General features: G+C 63.9%; 20 protein-coding genes. 9 read left to right on the top strand and 11 right to left on the bottom strand.

The genetic code is table 11. The features are described from left to right. Positions 1-96: 96 nt before the first annotated feature. The 5 genes from AC07SZ_RS21560 to AC07SZ_RS21540 all read right to left on the bottom strand — a co-directional run bounded on the left by AC07SZ_RS21560 (position 97) and on the right by AC07SZ_RS21540 (position 3,832). Positions 97-894 (bottom strand): TrmH family RNA methyltransferase, encoded by a 798-nt coding sequence (locus AC07SZ_RS21560; RefSeq protein WP_494915725.1) that lies wholly within the window; start codon positions 892-894, stop codon positions 97-99. A gap of 103 nt (positions 895-997) precedes the next feature. Next, positions 998-1,342 carry an ArsR/SmtB family transcription factor gene (locus AC07SZ_RS21555; protein ID WP_056578376.1) on the bottom strand — a complete coding sequence of 115 codons (345 nt, stop codon included), beginning with the start codon at positions 1,340-1,342 and terminating at the stop codon, positions 998-1,000. A gap of 155 nt (positions 1,343-1,497) precedes the next feature. Beyond that, positions 1,498-2,277 carry a HugZ family pyridoxamine 5'-phosphate oxidase gene (locus AC07SZ_RS21550; RefSeq protein WP_056578122.1) on the bottom strand — a complete coding sequence of 260 codons (780 nt, stop codon included), beginning with the start codon at positions 2,275-2,277 and terminating at the stop codon, positions 1,498-1,500. A 145-nt stretch (positions 2,278-2,422) separates the two neighbouring features. After that, the gene (locus AC07SZ_RS21545; protein ID WP_056578120.1) at positions 2,423-3,184 is read right to left on the bottom strand and encodes a 3-hydroxyacyl-CoA dehydrogenase; all 762 of its coding nucleotides are present in this window, start codon (positions 3,182-3,184) and stop codon (positions 2,423-2,425) included. Positions 3,185-3,307: 123 nt separating this feature from the next. After that, positions 3,308-3,832, bottom strand: coding sequence for a GNAT family N-acetyltransferase (locus AC07SZ_RS21540; protein ID WP_056578374.1), 525 nt, complete (start codon positions 3,830-3,832; stop codon positions 3,308-3,310). A gap of 265 nt (positions 3,833-4,097) precedes the next feature. On the opposite strand from AC07SZ_RS21540, the gene AC07SZ_RS21535 reads away from it, so the two are divergent. Then, positions 4,098-5,087, top strand: a complete 990-nt coding sequence (locus AC07SZ_RS21535; RefSeq protein WP_494915723.1) for a glutathione S-transferase family protein — start codon at positions 4,098-4,100, stop codon at positions 5,085-5,087. Between the two features lies 1 nt (position 5,088). Here AC07SZ_RS21535 and AC07SZ_RS21530 read toward each other — a convergent pair whose 3' ends face one another. Next, complete coding sequence (locus AC07SZ_RS21530; protein WP_056578117.1) at positions 5,089-5,583, bottom strand: NUDIX domain-containing protein; 495 nt, start codon at positions 5,581-5,583, stop codon at positions 5,089-5,091. Between the two features lie 71 nt (positions 5,584-5,654). On the opposite strand from AC07SZ_RS21530, the gene AC07SZ_RS21525 reads away from it, so the two are divergent. Beyond that, positions 5,655-6,584, top strand: a complete 930-nt coding sequence (locus AC07SZ_RS21525; protein ID WP_494915782.1) for a metallophosphoesterase family protein — start codon at positions 5,655-5,657, stop codon at positions 6,582-6,584. Here the strand turns inward: AC07SZ_RS21525 and AC07SZ_RS21520 are convergent. The 4 genes from AC07SZ_RS21520 to leuA all read right to left on the bottom strand — a co-directional run bounded on the left by AC07SZ_RS21520 (position 6,568) and on the right by leuA (position 11,999). Next, positions 6,568-7,182 carry a hypothetical protein gene (locus AC07SZ_RS21520; protein WP_056578113.1) on the bottom strand — a complete coding sequence of 205 codons (615 nt, stop codon included), beginning with the start codon at positions 7,180-7,182 and terminating at the stop codon, positions 6,568-6,570. The two genes, AC07SZ_RS21525 and AC07SZ_RS21520, sit on opposite strands and share 17 nt — an antisense overlap. Positions 7,183-7,289: 107 nt before the next feature. After that, a complete protein-coding gene (locus AC07SZ_RS21515) occupies positions 7,290-8,093 on the bottom strand; it encodes an alpha/beta fold hydrolase (RefSeq protein WP_056578111.1) in 804 nt (267 codons plus the stop codon). Positions 8,094-8,317: 224 nt separating this feature from the next. After that, entirely contained in the window at positions 8,318-10,081 is a 1,764-nt protein-coding gene (locus AC07SZ_RS21510; protein WP_494915720.1) for a tetratricopeptide repeat protein, read from the bottom strand. A gap of 241 nt (positions 10,082-10,322) precedes the next feature. Then, positions 10,323-11,999, bottom strand: coding sequence for a 2-isopropylmalate synthase (gene leuA, locus AC07SZ_RS21505; protein ID WP_056578372.1), 1,677 nt, complete (start codon positions 11,997-11,999; stop codon positions 10,323-10,325). A gap of 516 nt (positions 12,000-12,515) precedes the next feature. Between leuA and AC07SZ_RS21500 the strand changes: the two genes are divergently transcribed. Both AC07SZ_RS21500 and AC07SZ_RS21495 read left to right on the top strand, forming a co-directional pair. Next, entirely contained in the window at positions 12,516-13,682 is a 1,167-nt protein-coding gene (locus AC07SZ_RS21500) for an ATP-grasp domain-containing protein (protein WP_056578107.1), read from the top strand. Between the two features lie 5 nt (positions 13,683-13,687). Next, positions 13,688-14,464 carry an esterase family protein gene (locus tag AC07SZ_RS21495; RefSeq protein WP_056578104.1) on the top strand — a complete coding sequence of 259 codons (777 nt, stop codon included), beginning with the start codon at positions 13,688-13,690 and terminating at the stop codon, positions 14,462-14,464. A gap of 63 nt (positions 14,465-14,527) precedes the next feature. Here AC07SZ_RS21495 and AC07SZ_RS21490 read toward each other — a convergent pair whose 3' ends face one another. Continuing rightward, the gene (locus tag AC07SZ_RS21490) at positions 14,528-16,060 is read right to left on the bottom strand and encodes an MFS transporter (RefSeq protein ID WP_494915718.1); all 1,533 of its coding nucleotides are present in this window, start codon (positions 16,058-16,060) and stop codon (positions 14,528-14,530) included. Positions 16,061-16,205: 145 nt separating this feature from the next. On the opposite strand from AC07SZ_RS21490, the gene AC07SZ_RS21485 reads away from it, so the two are divergent. The 5 genes from AC07SZ_RS21485 (at position 16,206) to AC07SZ_RS21465 (ending at position 20,010) form a co-directional block, all read left to right on the top strand. After that, positions 16,206-17,087, top strand: a complete 882-nt coding sequence (locus tag AC07SZ_RS21485) for a LysR family transcriptional regulator (protein WP_494915716.1) — start codon at positions 16,206-16,208, stop codon at positions 17,085-17,087. A gap of 239 nt (positions 17,088-17,326) precedes the next feature. Further along, positions 17,327-17,776 (top strand): MarR family winged helix-turn-helix transcriptional regulator, encoded by a 450-nt coding sequence (locus AC07SZ_RS21480; protein ID WP_494915714.1) that lies wholly within the window; start codon positions 17,327-17,329, stop codon positions 17,774-17,776. A gap of 52 nt (positions 17,777-17,828) precedes the next feature. Continuing rightward, positions 17,829-18,392 carry a cysteine hydrolase family protein gene (locus AC07SZ_RS21475; protein WP_065005139.1) on the top strand — a complete coding sequence of 188 codons (564 nt, stop codon included), beginning with the start codon at positions 17,829-17,831 and terminating at the stop codon, positions 18,390-18,392. Positions 18,393-18,394: 2 nt separating this feature from the next. Continuing rightward, positions 18,395-18,724 (top strand): hypothetical protein, encoded by a 330-nt coding sequence (locus tag AC07SZ_RS21470; RefSeq protein ID WP_056578096.1) that lies wholly within the window; start codon positions 18,395-18,397, stop codon positions 18,722-18,724. Beyond that, a complete protein-coding gene (locus AC07SZ_RS21465; RefSeq protein ID WP_056578094.1) occupies positions 18,721-20,010 on the top strand; it encodes an MFS transporter in 1,290 nt (429 codons plus the stop codon). The genes AC07SZ_RS21470 and AC07SZ_RS21465 overlap by 4 nt, the downstream gene beginning before the upstream one ends. Positions 20,011-20,128: the final 118 nt, after the last annotated feature.

Below are 20,128 nucleotides of genomic sequence, written 5' to 3'. Positions count from 1 at the left end.
GTACGCTCCGCTCCGGTTCTCGAAAGCCACCATTTTAGGCTCGGCCTGACCTGAATCTCAACGCACCTTAAGCGGTGGTGCCGCCGTCACGCTTGTTCAACGATGCGAGAAATGATGCAGGGCGATGGCCGAAGCAGCGGCGACGTTCAGGCTGTCGAAGCCTTTCGACATTGTGATCCGCACTGTCCGCAGGCTGGCTAGCAGGTTTTCGGGCAGGCCTTCGCCCTCGGTGCCGAGATAGAGCGCCAAGCGTTCGGCCGGCCTTGCATCGCGTATGTCGGTTCGTCCGCGCGGCGACAGGGCGAATTGTTCAAAACTCCGTTCGGCGAGCGTTGCGACAAAGCCAGGGGCGTTGCTGAAGGATGCGAACGGGATCTTGAGCGCGGCGCCGACGGAAACGCGAATCGCCTTGCGGTACAGCGGATCGCAGCATGTCGCGTCCATCAGTACCGCATCGGCGCCGAAGGCAGCGGCATTGCGAAAAATCGAACCCATATTGTCGTGGTTGGCGATGCCGACCAGCACCACCACCAGGGCTCGGTCGGGCAAGGCATCCAGCAATGGCCCGGCCGCTTGCGGCGTCTCCTTGCGGCCGATGGCCAGGATGCCGCGATGCATGTGGAAGCCGGCGATCGCGTCCATCACCGCGCTGGTGACGACGTAGACCGGCAGGTCCGCCGGTGCCTTGTACAGGATGTTCCTCAGGCCGCCGAGCCGGTTTTCCAGGACCAGAACGGATTCGGCACCGAAGCGGCCGGACGACAGAAGCAGGTCGAGCACCACCTTGCCTTCGGCGACGAAACGCCCTTGCCGGCCGGCGAGATCGCGTTCGCGGATATCAAGATAGGTGGCGACCCTGGGATCGCCTGGGTCTTCGATGCGAATTGGGTCCATATCCTCCGCCCAAACATCGAGAGCGTGGTTCGTGCGTCGATGACCGCGCGCAAGCCACGTTCCGGAAATCGTCAGCGAGGTAGACGGCCGAGGCCGCGTTCGGTCAAGTGCCGGCGCGGCGCAATCTCTGTGCCATCTGGGACAGATCTTCCTTGCCACCACCGAAAATACCATCCAGCACGACAAGCAACTCCCGCACCGCGTCGGAGTTGCAGGAGTAGTAGATCATCTGGCGGTCGCGGCGGGTTTCCACGAGGTCGAGCGCCCGCAACTTGGCCAGATGCTGCGAGAGGGCGGATTGGCTGAGCATCACCTTTTCGGCGATAGCGCCGACCGACATTTCACCGTCGATCAGATGGCTCATGATCAACAGCCGTTTTTCGTTGCCCATCAGCATCAGAAATTCGGCAGCCGATTCGGCGTTGGCGATTAGCTTTGTCGAGACCATGAATGCCCCATGCTGTTTGTTCATCGAGGCGCCATGGGGGCAATGGTGCCTGAATCCATAAATTCACTAGCGAAAGGCCGCCGACGATTCAGCGCCCTTCGCAAAGGGTAGAACATTTCTTTCAAATCTCAAGTGTTGCTTTCGATCAAATGCAATTAAGTTTCGTTGGTTGCCTGCCCGGCAGCACGGCCGCTCCTGGCCATGGCGACCAGAACGGGTCGCAGGTCCTGTGCCGCCACCAGGGGTTGCGGAAAGAATACCCGGCAAACATTGTCTTTCGACACCAGATCCATGCCATCGGCGTCCAAACCCGCGATGCTCCAGCCGTCGCCGGATGCCCCGGCATAATGGTGCGCATAAACCGCGATCGCGTCGAGATGGTCCGCGTTCATGTGCTCGACGGCGGATTGTTCGCTCGTCGCAAGTTCTTCGACGATAGGCCCGCCGGTGACGAGATCGGAGCGATCGAGCAGATAGGCCTTGCCGAAACCGCCATTGAGGCTGGCGCGCTCCGGCTCGAGGCGAAAGATCGAGAAGTCGCCGAGCCCGGCATAAAGGCTCGCCTTGGGATTGCGGTTGAGATAGCGGCGCTCGGCACGAGCATGCGCGTCAGAGCCACGCTCCAGCCGCGACGCCCGGCAGATCAGGGTCAGGCGCGGATGCGCCAACGGGTCGCCCTTGCCAGGCTCGCCGAGCAGCAGGGAACAGCGTGGATCGGCAAGGATGGCAGGCGTATGCGCCGAGAGCATCGAGACCAGGATCAGCGGCGCGCCGTCGATGTCGGTGGCGACGCCGACCCGGCTTGCCAGCGGCGACCCGGTCTGTACCTCCAGCACCGCCAGTGCGCCGAAGCGGGCACTGCGCAGAAGCGTTTTCGCCAATCGGATTGCCTCGGCGTCGGTCTCGCGGATCACATCCTTCTTTCGGTCGTCCAAAATTCTCGCCCTGCTAAGTTGATTTTTCTATTCCACTTATCGGACGATGATGGCGGTCTTGGCAAGCGTTCCATGCATGTCGCCATCCCATAACTCCCTCGCATTGGTGACTCGAGGCGTGGGCAGGCTCATGGGCGGCATTGCATTACCTCGGCGCCATGCGGATGGCGCCGTCGAGGCGGATGGTTTCGCCGTTCAGCATCTGGTTTTCCACAATGTGGAGGGCAAGGGCGGCATATTCGGATGGTTCGCCGAGGCGGGAGGGGAAGGGCACGGCGGCGCCCAGCGAATCCTGCACGTCCTGCGGCATGCCGGCCATCATCGGGGTCTTGAAGATGCCGGGCGCGATGGTGCAGACCCGAATGCCGGAACGGGCAAGGTCGCGCGCCACCGGCAGTGTCATGCCCACCACGCCGCCCTTGGAGGCGGAGTACGCGGCCTGGCCGATCTGGCCGTCATAGGCGGCGACCGAAGCGGTGTTGACGATGACGCCACGCTCGCCGCCCTGCAGAGGCTCGAGCCTGGCGGCGCGGTCCGCAACGAGGCGGATCATATTGAAGGTGCCGATCAGGTTGACCTCGATCACCTTGCGGTACTGGTCGAGCGGATGGGGGCCATCCTTGCCGATCGTCTTCACGCCAATGGCGATGCCGGCGCAATTGACCAGGATGCGCGGCTCGCCCAGCTTGCTCGCCGTCTCGGCGAGGGCCGCGGTGCCGCTGTCGGCGCTGCTGACGTCGCATTGCACGGCAATGCCGGCGATGTCGGCCGCGACCTTGGCAGCGCGATCGATGCCGACGTCGAAGATGGCGACGCGAGCGCCCTTGGCGGCAAGCGCACGCGCGGTTGCCTCGCCAAGGCCGGAGCCGCCACCGGTCACGATCGCGATCTGGCCGTTCGGATTCATGGCGTCATCCTTTCCTAAAGCGGTTCCAATTCCCGTGGGAAACCGTTTCACACTTTTCCTGGAATTGCTCCAGGAGAACAGGACGGATCAGGCCCGGATCGACAGGCCAGGTCAAGCCACCGCCTAGGCGTGCTCGGCGACCCTGGCCTGGCTGGCATGACCGACCTCGCCCGTGAGCCTGGCAACCGCGCCCGGCGTGATCTCGTGCGACAAAAGGCGGTCGAGGTCGACAGGACGCGGCATCGAGATCTGGCCGCGCGGGATGCGCTTGAAGCCGAGCGGCCCGTAATAGGGCTCGTCGCCGACCAGTATGACGGCCGGCGCGCCGGACTTTGCGGCGGCCTCCAGTGCGATCGCCACCAGCCGGCGGCCGATGCCGAGATTCTTGAAGGCCGGCCGCACGGCAAGCGGCCCGAGCATCAGCGCGCGGCCGGCACCGGCGGCGATGCGGGTCATGCGCACCGAGGCGACGACAATATCGCCGTCGACCGCGACAAAGGACAAGCCACGCTCGTGGCCGCCGGCTTCACGGATCTTGTAGGCGGCAAGCACGAAACGGCCAGGCCCGAAGGCCTCGTCATTGATGGCTTCGATTTCAGGGTCGTGCGCCGGAGTTTCCGGCAGGTATTTCACGTCGGCAAGGCTCATGGTCTTTGCGTTCCGGTAGGGGAGGAAAGGTTGCTGCAAACGGCAGCATTCGCCAGTCAGCGCTTCAAGCGCGGGCGCCCTTTCGTCGTCGGTCAAACCGGATCAAAGCAAAGTCGAACATGCGGAGTGTCCGCTAGCATCAATTTTCGGCCGCCGCAATCGGCGCCTTCGCTGGCCCTACCGATTGACAATCTGTTCAGCCCCGAATGATTTCCGGCCTGCCGCATCGCGCTCTACATCAGGTGGAAACGCGAAAGGACATCTCATGGGATTGCTGGTCGACGGCAAATGGCAGGACCGCTGGTACGGCACCAAGGATAGCGGCGGCAAGTTCGTGCGGCCGCAATCGCAATGGCGCGACTGGATCACGCGCGACGGAACGCCCGCCGGAGACCGCGGCCGCGGTTTCAAGGCCGAGCCCGGCCGTTATCACCTGTATGTCTCGCTCGCCTGTCCGTGGGCGCACCGGACGCTGATCTTTCGCGCGCTGAAGAAGCTCGAAGGCATCATCTCGGTCTCGGTTGTGCATCATTTCATGGGCGCGAATGGCTGGACGTTTCTCGCCGAGGACGGCGCCACCGGCGACACGCTCTACGGCCTCGATTTCCTGCACCAGATCTATACCAGGGCAGATCCGGCCTATTCCGGCCGGGTGACGGTGCCGGTGCTGTGGGACAAGAAGGAGCGGACCATCGTTTCCAATGAGTCTTCCGAAATCATCCGGATGCTCAATTCAGCCTTCGACGAATGGGGGGACGCCAGCCTCGATTTCTATCCTGAAGCGTTGCGGGGTGAGATCGATGCGGTCAACGCGCTGGTCTATCCCGCCATCAACAACGGCGTCTACCGCGCGGGCTTCGCCACCACGCAGGCGGCGTACGAGGAAGCCTTCGGCGAGCTGTTTTCGGCGCTCGACACCCTGGAGGATCGCCTATCCAGGCAACGCTATCTGGTGGGCGATCGCATCACCGAGGCCGACTGGCGGCTGTTCACCACGCTGGTGCGTTTCGACCCGGTCTATGTCGGCCATTTCAAGTGCAATTTGCGCCGCATCGCCGACTATCCGAACCTGTCGAACTATTTGCGCGACCTCTATCAGGTGCCTGGTGTCGCGGGGACGGTGAACCTGCATCACATCAAGGCGCATTATTACGGCAGTCATGAAACGATCAATCCCACACGGATCGTGCCGGTGGGGCCGGAACTGGACTATGGCGCGCCGCATGACCGCGCCCGGTTCGGGGGGCGGGCCTGATCTACCAGTAGGGCGATGTCGGCTCATCCCGAAAAACCTCGGCGATGCGCCGCAGCGTCGCCGGCGTCGTGCCTTCCGGCAAGCGATCCAGCGGGAAGAAGCCGGCCTCGGCGATCTCATGGTCCGGCTGCTTCGGTGCCGTCTGGCTGAAGTGCTCGATCAGGTAGAGGCCGACATGGTCGCGGCGGCTGGAGCGGCGGTTGAAATGCATCGATTTGAGAACCGGCGGTGCTGCCAGCGCGATGTTGCCTTCCTCGGCCAGTTCGCGCGCCAGCGCCTCGGCAAGCGTTTCGCCCGTTTCGACGCCGCCGCCGGGAAGCTGCCAGCCCGGCACATAGGTATGCCGGATGAGGAACACCGAATTGTTGGCGGCATCATGGATGAGGCCGCGCACGCCGAGCGTCATTGGCCGCCGCAGCACGAAATAGAGATGGAACAGTCTGGCGCGCAGCCCCGACCAACCGGTCTGGCGGAAGGCATCTTCCGGATTTGCCATCAGGTGCGAAACCGTGGGTGATAAGGAAACCTTGAGTGGAAAGCGGGACGCTGGTCGCCTATGAGGGATGGATGTTCAGGCTCGCGCATATTTCCGATGTCCATCTGGGGCCGCTCCCCGATGTATCCTATCGCGATCTCGCCTCCAAGCGCGTGCTCGGCTACGTAAACTGGCAGCGCAACCGCCGCCGCCACATGCATGACGCCGTCATCGATGCCATCACCGCCGATATCAAGGCGCAGAACCCCGACCATCTCGCCGTCACAGGCGACCTGGTCAATCTGGCGCTCGACGGCGAGATCGAGATGGCCAAGCACTGGCTGGAGACGTTGGGATCGCCGCATGATGTTTCGGTGGTTCCGGGAAACCACGACGCCTATGTGCCGGGCGCCTTCGACAAGGTCTGCCGCGCATGGGCGGCCTGGATGAGCGGCGACGGCGTCAACGCACCGGTCGACCGCAACGCATTTCCCTATCTGCGCGTGCGCGGCAATGTCGCGCTGATCGGCGTCTCGACGGCGCGGGCCACGGCCCCCTTCATGGCCAACGGCTTCTTCATGGAGGGGCAGGCGGAGCGGCTCGGCAAGATTCTTCGCGACACGGCCGCCCAAGACCTGTTTCGCGCGATCATGATCCACCACCCGCCGGTGCGCGGCGCCGTCTCGCAGCACAAGCGGCTGTTCGGCATCGCCCGCTTCCACAAGATCATCCGCCGGCACGGCGCGGAGCTCGTCCTGCACGGACATTCGCATCTACCGTCGCTGTTCCAGATCGGCCCGCGCGACGCCAAGGTCCCGGTGGTCGGCGTCGCCGCCGCCGGTCAGGCGCCGGGGGGAAAGCATCCGGCGGCACAGTATAATCTGTTCGACATCGATGGCGAAAAGGGCAATTGGCGCATCCGCCTGACCCGGCGCGGCCTGACCGGGCCGGCGATACCGCCTGCCGATCTGCAGACCATGGAACTGGGTGTGGAGGCCAGCGCTTCTATTGCCGCAGGCTGAACACCATAGCCACGAGGCGGTCCCAGAAAAGGGCGACCGACACCGCCAGGCCGACCAGGGCCCCGGCAGCGATCAGGCCAAGGCCTGACAGGAAGGCCGACCAGCTATTGCCGCGCGTCGTCGAGCGCAGCGGCGGCTCGGCTTCCGCCACCTGGGCGCGCTTCATGCCGGCGACGGCCGGTTCGACCCCGCCCTCCATCATCCTCTGCCGCTCGACGATGCGCTCGGCGACATAGCGTGTCACGGAATCGGCAATCGGCTTCATCTCGGTCGATTCGGCAAGCACCACGCGGCCAATACGGGTGTCCTTGAGGAAGCGGTAGGTGCGGCGGTCGCGGCCCATCGCGACATGGCTGACGGCATCGATCCAGAGGCGCGGCTGCAGTCCCGAGGAAACGACGAAATCGAAATTGTCCATGTCGGCGGGCACGTCGGCGAAGACAGGCGCAAGTTCGGCTGCCAGGAGATCGAGGCGCATGCGATGCGCCTCGCGCATGTCGACGACGACATCGTCGCGGTCGGCGAAAGCGTTCTTCACATCACGGATGGCATCGGACAGTTTTCTCGACGGATCGATCTTTTCGCCTGCGTCCTTCATCGGCGTCTGCCTCGCGGGGTTGGTTAACACGCAGTTAACACAGCCGCCGGCAAAATGCACTGGCGAGAAGACGGCGCGCGGCGCGGGGCGCCGTGCGCTGGAAGAACTCAACCAGTCGCGGTGGCGAGTCTCGGGCGAATGGGCCTGGCGCGACGGCTCATGTTGCGCTGGATGATGTTCGCCACCAGATCGGGTGCTTCCTCGACCAGCATATGGCCGGCCTCCAGCACGTGATGCACATGAAAGCGCGCCGGCAGGTCGTCCGCCTGGGTGAAGGGCAGTACCGCGTCATCACTGCCCCACACCACCATCACCGGCATGGCCAGCCTCTCCAACTGGTCGCGCGGGATGACGCCTTGCCGGTCGTCCCTGGTCATGGCGGCGGCGATCTCGACGAGTTTTTCCAGTTGCCCAGGGCGTTGGCGCATGCCGCAGAGGGTGTCGGCGGCGTGATCAAAAGGCCGTGCCCGTGGTCCCGACATGGCGGCAAGGCAGGCGCGGATCTCTGATGGGCTGCGTGCGCAGGCATAGCGGCGCAACAGTGGCCCGTTGATTTCCGGACCGAAGCCGCCGGGCGCCAACAGGGTCAGCGAGGCCACCTTCTCGGGCTCGGCCAGCGCCATCAGCGTCGCCACCGCTCCGCCCATCGAATGGCCAACGAGGTGGATCCGTTTGACCGCGCGCGCCGCAAGGTCGGCAAGAACGGCCCTTGCCGCGACCTTTGCAGGCCCGGCGCCCGGAAAATCGAGCGACAGGCCGTGCCCCGGCAAGTCATAAGCAAGCGTGCGCATGGAAGGCGCGAGCGAGGCGACCACGTCGCGCCAGCCGTCGGAGCAACCGCCGAAACCGTGCAGCAGGACGATGGTCTTCGAGCCAACACCCTGTTCGGTGGCATGGAGCGATGAGATCATGATCGCGGAAGGTGTTAAATTGCGGGAAAACTCGAAATGTGGCTGGATTGCTCCTTGTCCAACCGGATGGCCAGTAAAGTTTTCGCGACTGGCGCCTGGGCGCGAGCATGCCGTTCCGTGGCTTTGCCGGCAAAGCCGGCTAAATCAGCGCGATTGTGGCTTTGTCCGCCGCGCGCGGGCGTCCAACTATCCCATTGGTCCAAACAGGTCCGGTCCATTTGACATCAGCTGGCGTTGCCGAGTCCGGCGGCGCGCAAGGCGCCGACCAGGCGTTCGGTCAGGTCGGCCGGATATTTTCGGTCGATGAAGGTCGCGCGCGGATTGGCGGCGAATCTCGGAAACTTGGCGCTCAGCTCATCGACCAGCTTTCGCGCTTGACCGTCCTGGCCGGAGATCTTGGCGCCGATCAGCCGGGCGGCGAGATAGTGCGATTTGGTTGCGGTCGTTCGCAGGGCGGAACTGGCGATGGCTGCCTTGTTCGTGTCGCCGAGCATGAGTTCGCCGGCGAAAAGCCCGAAATCCCACCAGGTCGGATGGCCGCTGGAGGCGTCCACCGCATGGGCCAGGATCGGCGTTCCCTCGGCGTACCGACCGGTGAAGATCAGCCCATAGCCATAAGCGGCGGCCATGGCGAGATCGTAGGGGTTGAGGTCATAGGCCTTGCGCATCCAGCGCAGGGCCTCGTCGGCGTTGCCGATACGCGAATTGATGTAGCCGTACGAGCGATGCGCGTAGGGGCTGGTCGGCCCCATTTGCACGGCGCGATGGGCGAATGTCACCGCCTTCTCGATCGTCGCGTCCGGCGGATAGGCGTAGTGGTCGTTCACAGCCTCCAGATGCAGCGAGGCAAGCTCCGAATAGACCAGCGGCGATCTGGCGCCATTGTCGGCAAGGGTTTCGAGGCAGCGATAGGCGGCCTCGTGCGTCTTGGCGTTCTGGTCGAGATAATATTTGTCGTTGAGCAACAGGCACTGCGTCAGGGCGGTCTGAATGCCGCTCTGCTCGATATAGCTGTAGATGGTGCCGGACGCGGGAAGGGCGGAACTCAGTATGCCGGCGATACGGTCCTCGACTGCCGATGGCGCGCTGTCGGCCGCGGTCAGGTTGCGTGACAAAAGCACCCGTCCGGTCGCCACGCTCTGCAATTCGATGGTGACGTCGCCAGCATCCGGTCCAGGCAGGACATCGAAGATGAAGCTTGTCGCGCTGGCGACCGAATCGGTCTTGTCGACCGTATCGCGACCGATGAAGTCGATCGTGTCGAAGCCGCTTAGACCGGCGCGCAGCGCTGCGGCGACACGACTGGCGTCGGTGCCGCTGGCCTTGACGGCGATGTAGACGAGCGGCAAGGCCTCGCTCGCAGGCGATGATGCAATGCTGCTGCTCAGGCCTGCGGCCTCGACCGCGGCCGGCATGTCGCCGCCCGCGAGCAGCGCGCCGCTGCCCTGACGCATAATCAGAACTCCGAGCATGGCGATCACCAGGGCGATCGCCATCCAGAAGAACCTGAGATGGCGCGCCACCGAGGGGGCGGCAGAGGGCACGATAGAGGGCAATGCCGCGGCAGGGGCATCGCCGGATGGTTCGGGCGGAGCAGTCGCCGGTTCGGCCTGTCTGGCAGGTTCCACGGTTTCCGGCAAACGGATCGCGTTGAGCTCATAGGCCGGGACGTAACCGCCGCGTGGAATGGCGATGCGGACGGGCTCGGCGATGCCTTCATTGGCGAAATACTGCTGCAGCAGTTCGCGCAGTCTGCCTGCCTGCACTCGCACCACGGCATCGGTCGACGGATCGAAATCGCCGTCCTTGCCGAAGACGTCCATGGCGATGGAAAAGCCCTTCAGCCTGTCGGCTTCGCCGGCCTGCTCGCGTTCGACGAGATAACGGATCAGTTTGCGCGCACGCTCGGACCGTCCGAACGTTTCGCTGGCAAGCAGTCGCTCCAGTGTCTCGCGCACTGCGGGGGCGGCAGGCGTAGCATGCTGCAAGTGTCGATCCTCTCGAAGTCGGCACAGGGTGAAGCACGATCATATAGTGCCCCCATCGCCACACAAGTATGCAGCCCTTATGCGATCGCGTACCTAACCGGATAATTTTCCGGTGGTTAATGACCGGGGCCGCCGCCGATCGCCGAACGATGTGGGTTGATATCGCCAAGCCTTTGTTCCGGCTTGAAAAAATAGCGGCGCGAGAGCCAGTCGAAGCTCTCGCGCCGATAACCGGCAAATGCTACTTGGCCTTGCGGCCGACGATGCGGTTGGCGGCCGAAGTCACCGCTTCCAGCGATGCGGCGACGATGTTGGTGTTGATGCCGGCGCCGAACAGTTTGCCGCCGGGATATTCCATCTCGACGTAGGAAATGGCCGACGCGTTCGAGCCGCGCTGCATCGAGTGCTCGGAGTAGTCGAGCACCGACATCTCGACGCCGACATGGCGCGACAGAGCGTCGACGAAGCCGTCGATCGGACCGGTGCCGGTGCCTGATATGGTCACTTCCTTGCCGTTGTCGAGGATGACCGCCTCGACAACGCGCCGGCCCTTCACCTCGGTATCGGGATAGGTGTGGTGGTCGAGGAATTTCAGGCGCGCGCCCGGCTGGTCGACATAGGTCTCGAGGAAGCGTTCATGAATGCGCTTGGCCGGAACCTCCTTGCCTTCGGCATCGGTGATCGCCTGGATCGCCTGGCTGAACTCGATCTGCAGATTGCGCGGCAGGTTCAAGCCGTAATCGGCCTGCAGCACATAGGCGATGCCGCCCTTGCCCGACTGCGAGTTGATGCGGATGATCGCTTCGTAGCTGCGGCCGACATCGGCCGGGTCGATCGGCAGATAGGGCACTTCCCACAGGCTGGTGTTGGCCTTCTTCAAGGCCTTCATGCCCTTGTTGATCGCATCCTGGTGCGAGCCGGAAAAGGCCGTGTAGACGAGCTCGCCGACATAGGGGTGACGCTCGGGGATCTTCAGCTGGTTCGAATATTCATAGACGTCCTTCATCCGGTTGATGTCGGAGCAGTCGATGCCCGGATCGACGCCTTGCGTATACATGTTGAGCGCCAGGGTGACGATGTCGACATTGCCGGTGCGCTCGCCATTGCCGAACAGCGTGCCTTCGACGCGGTCGGCGCCGGCCATCAGGCCGAGCTCGGTGGTGGCGATGCCGGTGCCGCGGTCATTGTGCGGATGCAGCGAGATGATCAGATTTTCACGGTTGTCGAGATTGCGGCACATCCATTCGATGCGGTCGGCATAGACGTTTGGCGTCGACATCTCGACCGTCGACGGCAGGTTGATGATCAGCTTGTTGTCTGAAGTCGGCCTGACGATCTCGGTGACGGCGTTGCAGATCTCCAGCGCCACTTCGAGCTCGGTGCCGGTAAAGCTCTCCGGCGAATATTCGAAACGGTAGCCGCCGCCGGCCTTGGCCGCCATGTCGGTGATCATCTTGGCGGCGTCGGTGGCGATGCGCTTGATGCCGCCGACATCTTTTTCGAAGACGACGCGGCGCTGCAATTCGCTTGTCGAATTGTAGAAATGCACGATCGGGTTGGTGGCGCCCTTCAGCGCTTCGAAGGTGCGGGTGATCAGCTCGGGCCGGCACTGCACCAGCACCTGCAGCGATACGTCGGCGGGGACGTTGCCTTCCTCGATGCACCAGCGGGCGAAGTCGAAATCGGTCTGCGAGGCCGAGGGGAAGCCGATCTCGATTTCCTTGAAGCCCATGTCGAGCAGCAGGCCGAACATGCGCGCCTTGCGCTCATGACCCATCGGATCGATCAGCGCCTGGTTGCCGTCGCGCAAATCGACCGAGCACCAGATCGGCGCCTTGTCGATCACCTTCGAGGGCCAGGTCCGGTCGGTGAGGCCCACGGTCGGATAGGGCTGATATTTGCTGGCCGCATCCGGCATGCCGCGGGCTGACCCTGTCGTGCCCTGGGCCGACCCGGTCATGCCGTTCGGAGCATTCTTGCCGGCTACCGCGGCATCAGGGCGGATTTCTTCTCGTGCGTTCATCGTCTTGTTCTCCCGGCGGCCCTCGGATCCGTCTTGGACGGATGGGTGGCGAGTGGCGCCTTTACCAGATTTTCGTTCGCTTGATATGACTGCCAAGGAGCATGCGCTTGCGCGGCGGTTCGACCGCCGGGCGCTCCTTCAGCGAACCCGGCGATCGCCGATAAGGCCGAGAAGAAGCAGGGTCGAGGCAAACGCGCGCACGGTCTCGCCGGCAAAGCCGGTCTGACGGGAAGCGGTGGTGGCGCGCGTGTTCATGCCGGCTCTCATACAGGAGCGGCCCGTGAGAGGCAAGCGGGCCGGGATCCGTCGATTGTTATCCCTGATGCGGGTGCTCTTTCCCGCGCGCCGCAAATGCGCCAGACTTGGGCGCCGGAGGGTTGCGGTGCACCATCGCCGGGAAGGGGGTCGTCCATGAATTTCGTGTTCTTCTCGCCGCATTTCCCCGCCAACGGCGCCGATTTCTGCGACCGGCTGAAGAAGGCGGGCGCCACCGTGCTCGGCATTGGCGATGCGCCCCATGACGCGCTGGACGGCAAGCTGAAGGCAGCGCTTTCGGAATATTACCGTGTCGCCGACATGGAGGACTACGATGCGGTGTTCCGGGCGATAGGCCATTTCATCCACAAATGGGGCCGCATCGACCGCTTCGAATCGCTCAACGAGCACTGGCTGGAACTGGAAGCCAACATTCGCACCGATTTCAACATCTACGGCACCAAGCTCGATTTCGTGAAGAACCTGAAGCGCAAGAGCCGCATGCGCGCCTTCTTCCGCAAGAGCGGCGTCGAGACGATCGCGCAGCGCAAATGCTCCGACCGCGCCGGCGCCATGACCTTCATCCGCCGCGTCGGCTATCCCGTCGTGGTGAAGCCGGATTCGGGCTCCGGGGCTTCGAACACCTTCAAGATCTCCAACGCCAGGGAGCTCGACCAGTTCTTCCGGGACAAGCCCGAGGACGTGACCTTTGTCATGGAGCAGTTCATCGAAGGGCTGGTGGTGACCTATGACGGGCTGGTCAACCGCGACGGCGAGGTGGTGCTGGCGGCCAGCCACCGCTATGACCAGAGCGTCATGGAGGTGGTCAACAAGGACCGCCACATGAGCTACACCTGCTTTCCCCGGATCCGACCTGTCGTCGAGGAGGCCGGACGCAAGATCCTGAAGGCGTTCGACGTGCGCGAGCGCTTCTTCCACATCGAGCTGTTCGAGACCAGGGACGACCGGATCATCGCGCTGGAGGTCAACATGCGGCCGCCCGGCGCCTGGATGACCGATGCGATCAACTACACGTTCGATATCGACGTCTACGCGGCATGGGCCGATATGGTGGTCAAGGACGCCGCCGGCGGGCCCTATGAGGGCAAATATTTCACCGCCTATGCCAGCCGCAAGCGGCACCTCCACTATTTGCACAGCCATGAGGACGTGCTAGCGGCGCACCGCGACAAGATCGTCCACCATCAGCCGATAGAAGAGGTTTTCAGCCGCGCCATGGGAAATTACGCCTACCAGATGCGCTCGAAGGATCAGGCTGATCTGCGTGAAGCGGTCGCCTATATCCATGCGGAAAAGGCCTGAAGGCGATGGACATCTCCTATCACAAGCATTTCTCGGGCAAGCTCGGCCGCGACATGGAATACAAGCGCTACGGCCATGCCGGCCGGCCGGTGGTGGTGTTCCCGACCTCGCAGGGAAGGTTCTATCAGTTCGAGGATTCCGGCGGGGTCGGCGCACTGGCCGAATTCGTCGACACCGGCCGCATCCAGCTGTTCACGGTCGACGGCGTCGATTCTGAATCCTTCTTCGACAAGCATCACGACGCCGCGCAGCGCATCGCCCGGCACGAGGCCTATTTCCGCTACGTGCGCGAGGAGGCACTGCCGGAATTCTTGTCCACCGCGGCGGCCGCCAATGGCGGGCGCAAGCTGAAGCCGTTGTTTTCAGGCTGTTCGATGGGCGGCTACCACTCCTCGAACTTCGTCTTCCGCTTTCCGGAGCTGGCCAGCGGCGTCATCTCGCTGTCGGGTGTCTATTCGGCCCGCGATTTCTTCGGCAAGGCGCTGGAGGGCGATATCTTCTACAACTCGCCGCTCGACTATCTGCCCGGCATCGTCGACCCCAAGCTGCTGGCCCGGCTGAAGGCGCTGAGGCTGATCTTCTGCTGCGGGCAGGGCGCCTGGGAAGAGCGCATGCTGGTCGAGACGCGCCAGCTGGAGCAGATACTGCGCGACAAGTCGATTCCGGCCTGGGTCGACTATTGGGGGGGCGATGTCAGCCATGACTGGCCATGGTGGCACAAGCAGCTGGTCTATTTCTTCGGCCGCTGGCTGGATGATGACCTGATGCACAGGCTCGACTGAGGTCCATTGACATCCAGCGGCGGGTCGACTGCCTCGCCATCACTTGGCGGACGCCTGGGCAACTTACCCTTCCTGGCAGACCGGCAGCGAAACAGTCTCGTGTTCAGTCGCCGATCCGCGCCGCAGGCCGAGGAAGACGACAAGGGCGGTGGCGATGGTGATTACGGCCAGCACGACCAGCAGCCGATCGAACGCCGTCTCATAGGCTTGCACCAGCACGCCGGCATTGGCCAATGGCAGATGTTGCGCCGTTTCACCGACATTGCCGGTGACAAGCAACTGCGCCGCGGCGGCCGTATCCGCGGAAGATGCGCCTCGAGGAGCGAGTTGTGTCGCGGTGAAGCCCGACAGGGTCGCCATGACGATGGCCAGCGCCACGCCCTCGCAGGCGACACGGGTGGTGTTGAAGATGCCGACCGCCATGCCGGCGCGCTCCCTCGGCACGACGCTGACGGCGAGCCCGTCCATCAATCCCCAGGGTAGAGCGATGCCGACGCCGATCAGCATCAGCGGCGCCACCAGAGCGACGGCAACCGGTGGTGTCAGGCTCAGCCAGACGAGGCCGGCGGCGGCGATGAGCAGACCGACGCCGCAGATCGTGGCCGGTGCTATCCAGCGCGCCAATTGGCCGGCGAGCAAGGGCAGGATCAGCAGTGGCCCCGACAGGCAGATCATCAATTGTCCGGCCTTGACCTCGCTCATTCCCTGGATGCCGATGAAGCGGATCGGCAAAAGCACCAGCAGGACGACGAAGCCATAGGCTGGTGCCGCCGCCAGGAACTGGACGCCGACGAAGCGGGGAAAGCGAAACAGGGTGAGATCGAGCATCGGCCGGCGCACGCGCCGCTCAACGATGATGAAGGCCGCGAAGAAGAGCACTGCCGCCACCAGCAACGCGATGACGACGGGATCGGTCCAGCCGACCTGCGGCGCCTGCAGCACACCATAGGTCAGCGCGGCCAGCGCGATGGTGAAGGTGCCGGCTCCCGCCCAGTCGAGCACGGTCGCATCCGGGTCGCGCGATTCCCTGATGGTGCGCAGGCCGAGGGCTGCCGCCGCGATCGCGAGCACTGCCACCAGAACAAGGATCGACCGCCAGCCGAATGCGGAGATGAGCAGGCCCGAGGCGATGGGGCCGAAGGCCAGGCCGATGCCGAAACTGGTGCCGAGGAAGGAGAAGGCGCGCAGCCGCAGCGGCCCTTCGAATTCCTGGGCAAGTGCCGAGGCGCCGCCGGCGAAGGCCAAGGCACTGCCGATCCCTTGCGCGGCCCTGAACATGTCGAACCAGGCGATTTCGGGCGCCAGCATCGCGCCGAGTGATGCCACGACAAAAAGGCAGAGGCCGGCAAGGAAGACGCGTTTGCGGCCGTGGTTGTCAGCCAGCGCTCCCGATGCCATCAGGCCGGCGCCGAAGGTCAGCATGAAGGCGTTTGTCACCCAGTTGAGTGCGATCGGGCTGCCGCCGAGATCGGCAGCGATGCGGGAGAGCGCGACGGCCGGGCCGGTGAAGGTCAAGGGCATCGTCATCGCGGCAAGGCATACCGACAAGAGCACGAGCCATCTCGCGGTCGGGCCGGTTGTGGTCTGCAAGGTCATGGATTTTCCTATCTGAAGAAGCATCGCCGGCATGGCGCGTGGGTTGCGGCGCCGGTCGCAGCCACAAGATAGGTCGGTGGCCTTTCAGGAAAAATGCTACTATATCTCCTGATATACCGGACTGAAACGCTCGAATGGGAACGCGATGGATCGTCTCAGTGGCCTCCTGGCTTTCGCCCGCACGGCCGAACTCGGCAGTTTCATCGCCGCCGGGCGTGCGCTCGGCATCTCCGCCTCCGCCGTTGGCAAGAGTGTCGCCAGGCTCGAACAGGAACTCGGCGTGCGCCTCCTGCAGCGCACCACAAGACGCATCGGGCTGACGGAAGAGGGCAGGCTGTTCAACGAGCGGGTGCGCCGCATCCTCGACGACATCGACGATGCCGAGGCGATGCTGTCGCGGACGCGGGAGATGCCGCACGGACGGCTGCGGGTCTCGACCCCGATCGTCACCTATCATCTGCTGCTGCCGGTGTTGTCGGAGTTCATGGCCCGCTATCCCGAGATCGAACTCGATATCGATTTCAACGATCGCATCGTCGATGTCATCGAGGAAGGCATCGACGTCGCCATCCGCAGCGGCGAGCTGCCGGATTCCCGCCTGGTGGCGCGTCCGCTCGCACCGTTCCGGCTGCTGTTGTGCGCCGCGCCTTCCTACCTTGAGCGTCATGGCACGCCGAGGGTGCCGGCCGATCTCGCCCGGCATTTCGGCATCCGCTTCCGCTTCCCCAACAGCGGCAAGCTGCAGGAGTGGCCGTTCATCGCCGATCGCTCCGACCCACGCTCGATGCTGACCTGCAACAACATGGAAGCCTTGAAGGGCGCCACGATCGCCGGCCTTGGTATCGGCTGCATGCCCGATTTCCTGGTCCGGGAAGCGTTGCGTGACGGCAGGCTGTGCACCGTGCTGGACGATCATGTCGATGGCCGTGGCCAGTTCCGGATGCTGTGGCCGTCCAATCGCCATTTGTCGCCGAAGGTGCGCGTCCTCGTCGATTTTCTTCCCGAGCGCCTCGCCGTGGTGCGATAGGCAGGCCCAGGGGGCACGGCCTTCGGCCGGCCCGGGGTCACGGCCACAGGCCGGCCCGGGGTCACGGTCTTCGACCGGCCCGGGGTCACGGTCTTCGACCGGCCAGAGGTCACGGTCTTCGACCGGCCAGAGGTCACGGTCTTCGACCGGCCAGAGGTCACGGTCTTGTGATTTCAGATGCGAAGTCAAACTTTGAAGTTTAGCTTCGTATCTAGTACAAGCCCGCCATGAAAGATCAATTGCCCCCGCAGGACGATCCCAAAGCCGCGCATGCGCTGGCCCTGGCGGCCGAGCTTCGGGTGGTGGCCGGCAGGCTGATCCGGCGGCTGCGCGAACAGGCCGATACCGGTGATCTGACCACTTCGCAGAAGTCGGCGCTGCTGCATCTGGAGCGCGAGGGTCCGGCGACGGTGACGACGCTGGCGCGCGCCCAGGACATGCGTCCGCAGTCGATGGGCGCCATTGTGTCGGCTCTGCAACTGGCCGGTCTGGTGGAAGGCGCGCCGGATCCGGCCGATGGCCGGCAGGTCCTCCTGTCGCTTACGTCTGCTTGCCTGGACATGATCGCGACCGGGCGGGCGGCACGACAGGACTGGTTGTTCCGCGCCATCCAGGCGAACCTTGACCGCGAGGAGCAGGAGCAACTCGCGGGCGCCGTCGAATTGTTGAAACGGCTCGCTGACTCCTGACCCTTCAATATCCACGATCCACGCCGCCCTTCGATCGCCGAAAGGAAGCATAATGGCAGTCACCACGCTTGACCCGAAGACCGCACTCATCGTCATCGATCTGCAAAAGGGCATCGTTTCGCTACCCTGTGCCCATCCCATCGGCGACGTCGTACAGCGGGCCGGCGCGCTCGCCGACGCGTTCCGCGGCCGCGCCTTGCCGGTCGTGCTCGTCAACGTCGCCGGCGCCCCTTCGGGCCGGACGGAGCAGGCGCCGCGCGTGCGGGAATTTCCCGCCGGCTGGACTGATCTTGTCCCTGAGCTGAAGCAGCAGCGGTGGGATCACATCGTGACCAAACGCACTGTGGACGCCTTCGTCAACACCGGCCTCGAAGCCTGGCTGAAGGGCGAGGGCGTCACCCAGGTGGTGATATCAGGCGTCTCCACCAGCATGGGCGTCGAAGCGACCGCCCGTCACGCGCGCGATCTCGGGTTCAACGTTACGCTCGCCATCGATGCCATGACCGATATGAACCTCGATGCCCACACCAACAGCATCGGGCATATTTTCCCCAGGCTGGGCGAAAACGGCACGACACGGGACATCCTCGATCTCTTGGACAAGGGAGGTGCCTGACAATGCAATGGATCGACTGTGTGTCCTATTTCCTTGGTGGCGCCGTGCTGACGAATGCCGTGCCGCATTTCGTCAGCGGCGTGATGGGGCGGCCTTTTCAAAGCCCCTTTGCCCAGCCGCGCGGCCAGGGCCATTCCTCCTCGACAGTGAATGCCCTGTGGGGATTTCTGAACCTGGCGGTCGGTTATCTCCTGGTGGTCCGTGTCGGAGATTTCGACCTGCGATCCACGGCTGATGTCGTCGCATTGGGTTTGGGCACCCTCCTCATGGGGGTAGCAATGGCGCGCATGTTCGGCCGCTTCAACGGCGGCAATGCCCCGGCCGACGGATGAGCGACCCGGCAAAAGGCACGTTCCGTTCGCTGGCCAATTTCAACTACCGGATCTGGGCCGGCGGCGCGATCGTGTCCAATGTGGGAACCTGGATGCAGCGCACCGCCCAGGACTGGCTGGTGCTGACCCAACTGACCCACAACAACGCGACCGCCATGGGTGTGGTGATGGCGCTGCAGTTCGCGCCGCAGATCCTCTTGCTGCCATGGACGGGCTTTGCCGCCGATCATCTCGACCGGCGCAAGCTGCTGTTCGCCACGCAAGCCGCCATGGGCCTGATCGCGCTCGGTCTTGGCCTGCTCACCGTCGCTGGGCTCGTCCAATTGTGGCACGTCTATGTGTTCGCATTCCTGCTTGGCTGCACGACGGCGTTCGACGCACCAGCGCGCCAGACCTTCGTCTCAGATCTGGTCGGCGAGACGGATCTGTCGAATGCCGTGGCGTTGAATTCCACCTCGTTCAATGTCGCGCGCATGATCGGCCCTGCCGTCGCCGGCACCCTTATCGCCTCCGTCGGCTCCGGCTGGGTGTTCCTGATCAACGCGGCATCGTTTGCCGCTGTCCTTGCCTCGCTCGGCCTGCTCCGCCTCAGTGAGCTTCACCTGAAGGACAAGACGCAGCGGAGCCGCGGCAGCCTTGCCGAGGGTTTTGCCTATGTCTGGAAGCGTCCTGACCTTAAAGCCGTCCTTTTGATGCTTTTCCTGATCGGCACGTTCGGGCTCAACTTCCCGATCTTCATTTCGACCATGTCAGTTTCCGTCTTTCACGCGGGTGCCGGCCAGTATGGGCTGTTGACGTCGACCATGGCGATCGGATCGGTCACCGGGGCATTGCTGGCGGCCCGGCGCGAGCAGCCCCGCCTGGCGTTTCTTCTGGCGGGTGCCGCGATCTTCGGCCTTGGCTTCAGCCTGGCCGCGATCATGCCCAATTACTGGCTGTTCGGCCTGGCGCTCGTTGTCATCGGCGTCTCGGCCCAGACGATGACCACTTCGACCATCGGCCTGGTGCAGCTTTCGACCGAACCTGCCATGCGCGGGCGTGTGATGGCGATCCTGCTGGCCACAACGCTGGGCGGTACCGCTCTCGGCGCCCCGGTGGTCGGCTGGGTGGCCGATGATGTCGGTCCACGCTGGGCGCTTGGCGTGGCCGCCATTGCCGGCTTTGCTGCGGCTCTCGTCGGGGTTCGCTATCTCGCGAGGTATCGCCGCTTGCGCGTGCGGATCGAGGCCGGACGTCTCCGCTTCGATCACGATGATGGCAAAGCCGAGCCGGCGGAGGCCGGATAGGGTCTTCTCCGGCGTCCCGATAAAATATGAATACTTAGGTGAAGTTTTTGGTGGAAACCCCGGCGACGCGGTGGTATGCCCCGTGATGGCAACGAGGCTAGGATTTTTCGGCGGCTTC

This window comes from Mesorhizobium sp. GW821-FHT07A06 (assembly GCF_059419085.1).
Note: the sequence above shows the minus strand (reverse complement) of the source record. Positions and strands in the feature narration are given on the sequence as shown.

Excerpts from the sequence above, each read along its gene's own strand:
- AC07SZ_RS21560 (WP_494915725.1), bottom strand. The coding sequence starts at position 894 with ATGGACCCAATTCGCATCGAAGACCCAGGCGATCCCAGGGTCGCCACC.
- AC07SZ_RS21555 (WP_056578376.1), bottom strand. The coding sequence starts at position 1,342 with ATGGTCTCGACAAAGCTAATCGCCAACGCCGAATCGGCTGCCGAATTT.
- AC07SZ_RS21545 (WP_056578120.1), bottom strand. The coding sequence starts at position 3,184 with ATGAATCCGAACGGCCAGATCGCGATCGTGACCGGTGGCGGCTCCGGC.
- AC07SZ_RS21540 (WP_056578374.1), bottom strand. The coding sequence starts at position 3,832 with ATGAGCCTTGCCGACGTGAAATACCTGCCGGAAACTCCGGCGCACGAC.
- AC07SZ_RS21535 (WP_494915723.1), top strand. The coding sequence starts at position 4,098 with ATGGGATTGCTGGTCGACGGCAAATGGCAGGACCGCTGGTACGGCACC.
- AC07SZ_RS21530 (WP_056578117.1), bottom strand. The coding sequence starts at position 5,583 with ATGGCAAATCCGGAAGATGCCTTCCGCCAGACCGGTTGGTCGGGGCTG.
- AC07SZ_RS21525 (WP_494915782.1), top strand. The coding sequence starts at position 5,655 with ATGTTCAGGCTCGCGCATATTTCCGATGTCCATCTGGGGCCGCTCCCC.
- AC07SZ_RS21520 (WP_056578113.1), bottom strand. The coding sequence starts at position 7,182 with ATGAAGGACGCAGGCGAAAAGATCGATCCGTCGAGAAAACTGTCCGAT.
- AC07SZ_RS21515 (WP_056578111.1), bottom strand. The coding sequence starts at position 8,093 with ATGATCTCATCGCTCCATGCCACCGAACAGGGTGTTGGCTCGAAGACC.
- leuA (WP_056578372.1), bottom strand. The coding sequence starts at position 11,999 with ATGCCGGATGCGGCCAGCAAATATCAGCCCTATCCGACCGTGGGCCTC.
- AC07SZ_RS21500 (WP_056578107.1), top strand. The coding sequence starts at position 12,516 with ATGAATTTCGTGTTCTTCTCGCCGCATTTCCCCGCCAACGGCGCCGAT.
- AC07SZ_RS21495 (WP_056578104.1), top strand. The coding sequence starts at position 13,688 with ATGGACATCTCCTATCACAAGCATTTCTCGGGCAAGCTCGGCCGCGAC.
- AC07SZ_RS21490 (WP_494915718.1), bottom strand. The coding sequence starts at position 16,060 with ATGACCTTGCAGACCACAACCGGCCCGACCGCGAGATGGCTCGTGCTC.
- AC07SZ_RS21485 (WP_494915716.1), top strand. The coding sequence starts at position 16,206 with ATGGATCGTCTCAGTGGCCTCCTGGCTTTCGCCCGCACGGCCGAACTC.
- AC07SZ_RS21475 (WP_065005139.1), top strand. The coding sequence starts at position 17,829 with ATGGCAGTCACCACGCTTGACCCGAAGACCGCACTCATCGTCATCGAT.
- AC07SZ_RS21470 (WP_056578096.1), top strand. The coding sequence starts at position 18,395 with ATGCAATGGATCGACTGTGTGTCCTATTTCCTTGGTGGCGCCGTGCTG.
- AC07SZ_RS21465 (WP_056578094.1), top strand. The coding sequence starts at position 18,721 with ATGAGCGACCCGGCAAAAGGCACGTTCCGTTCGCTGGCCAATTTCAAC.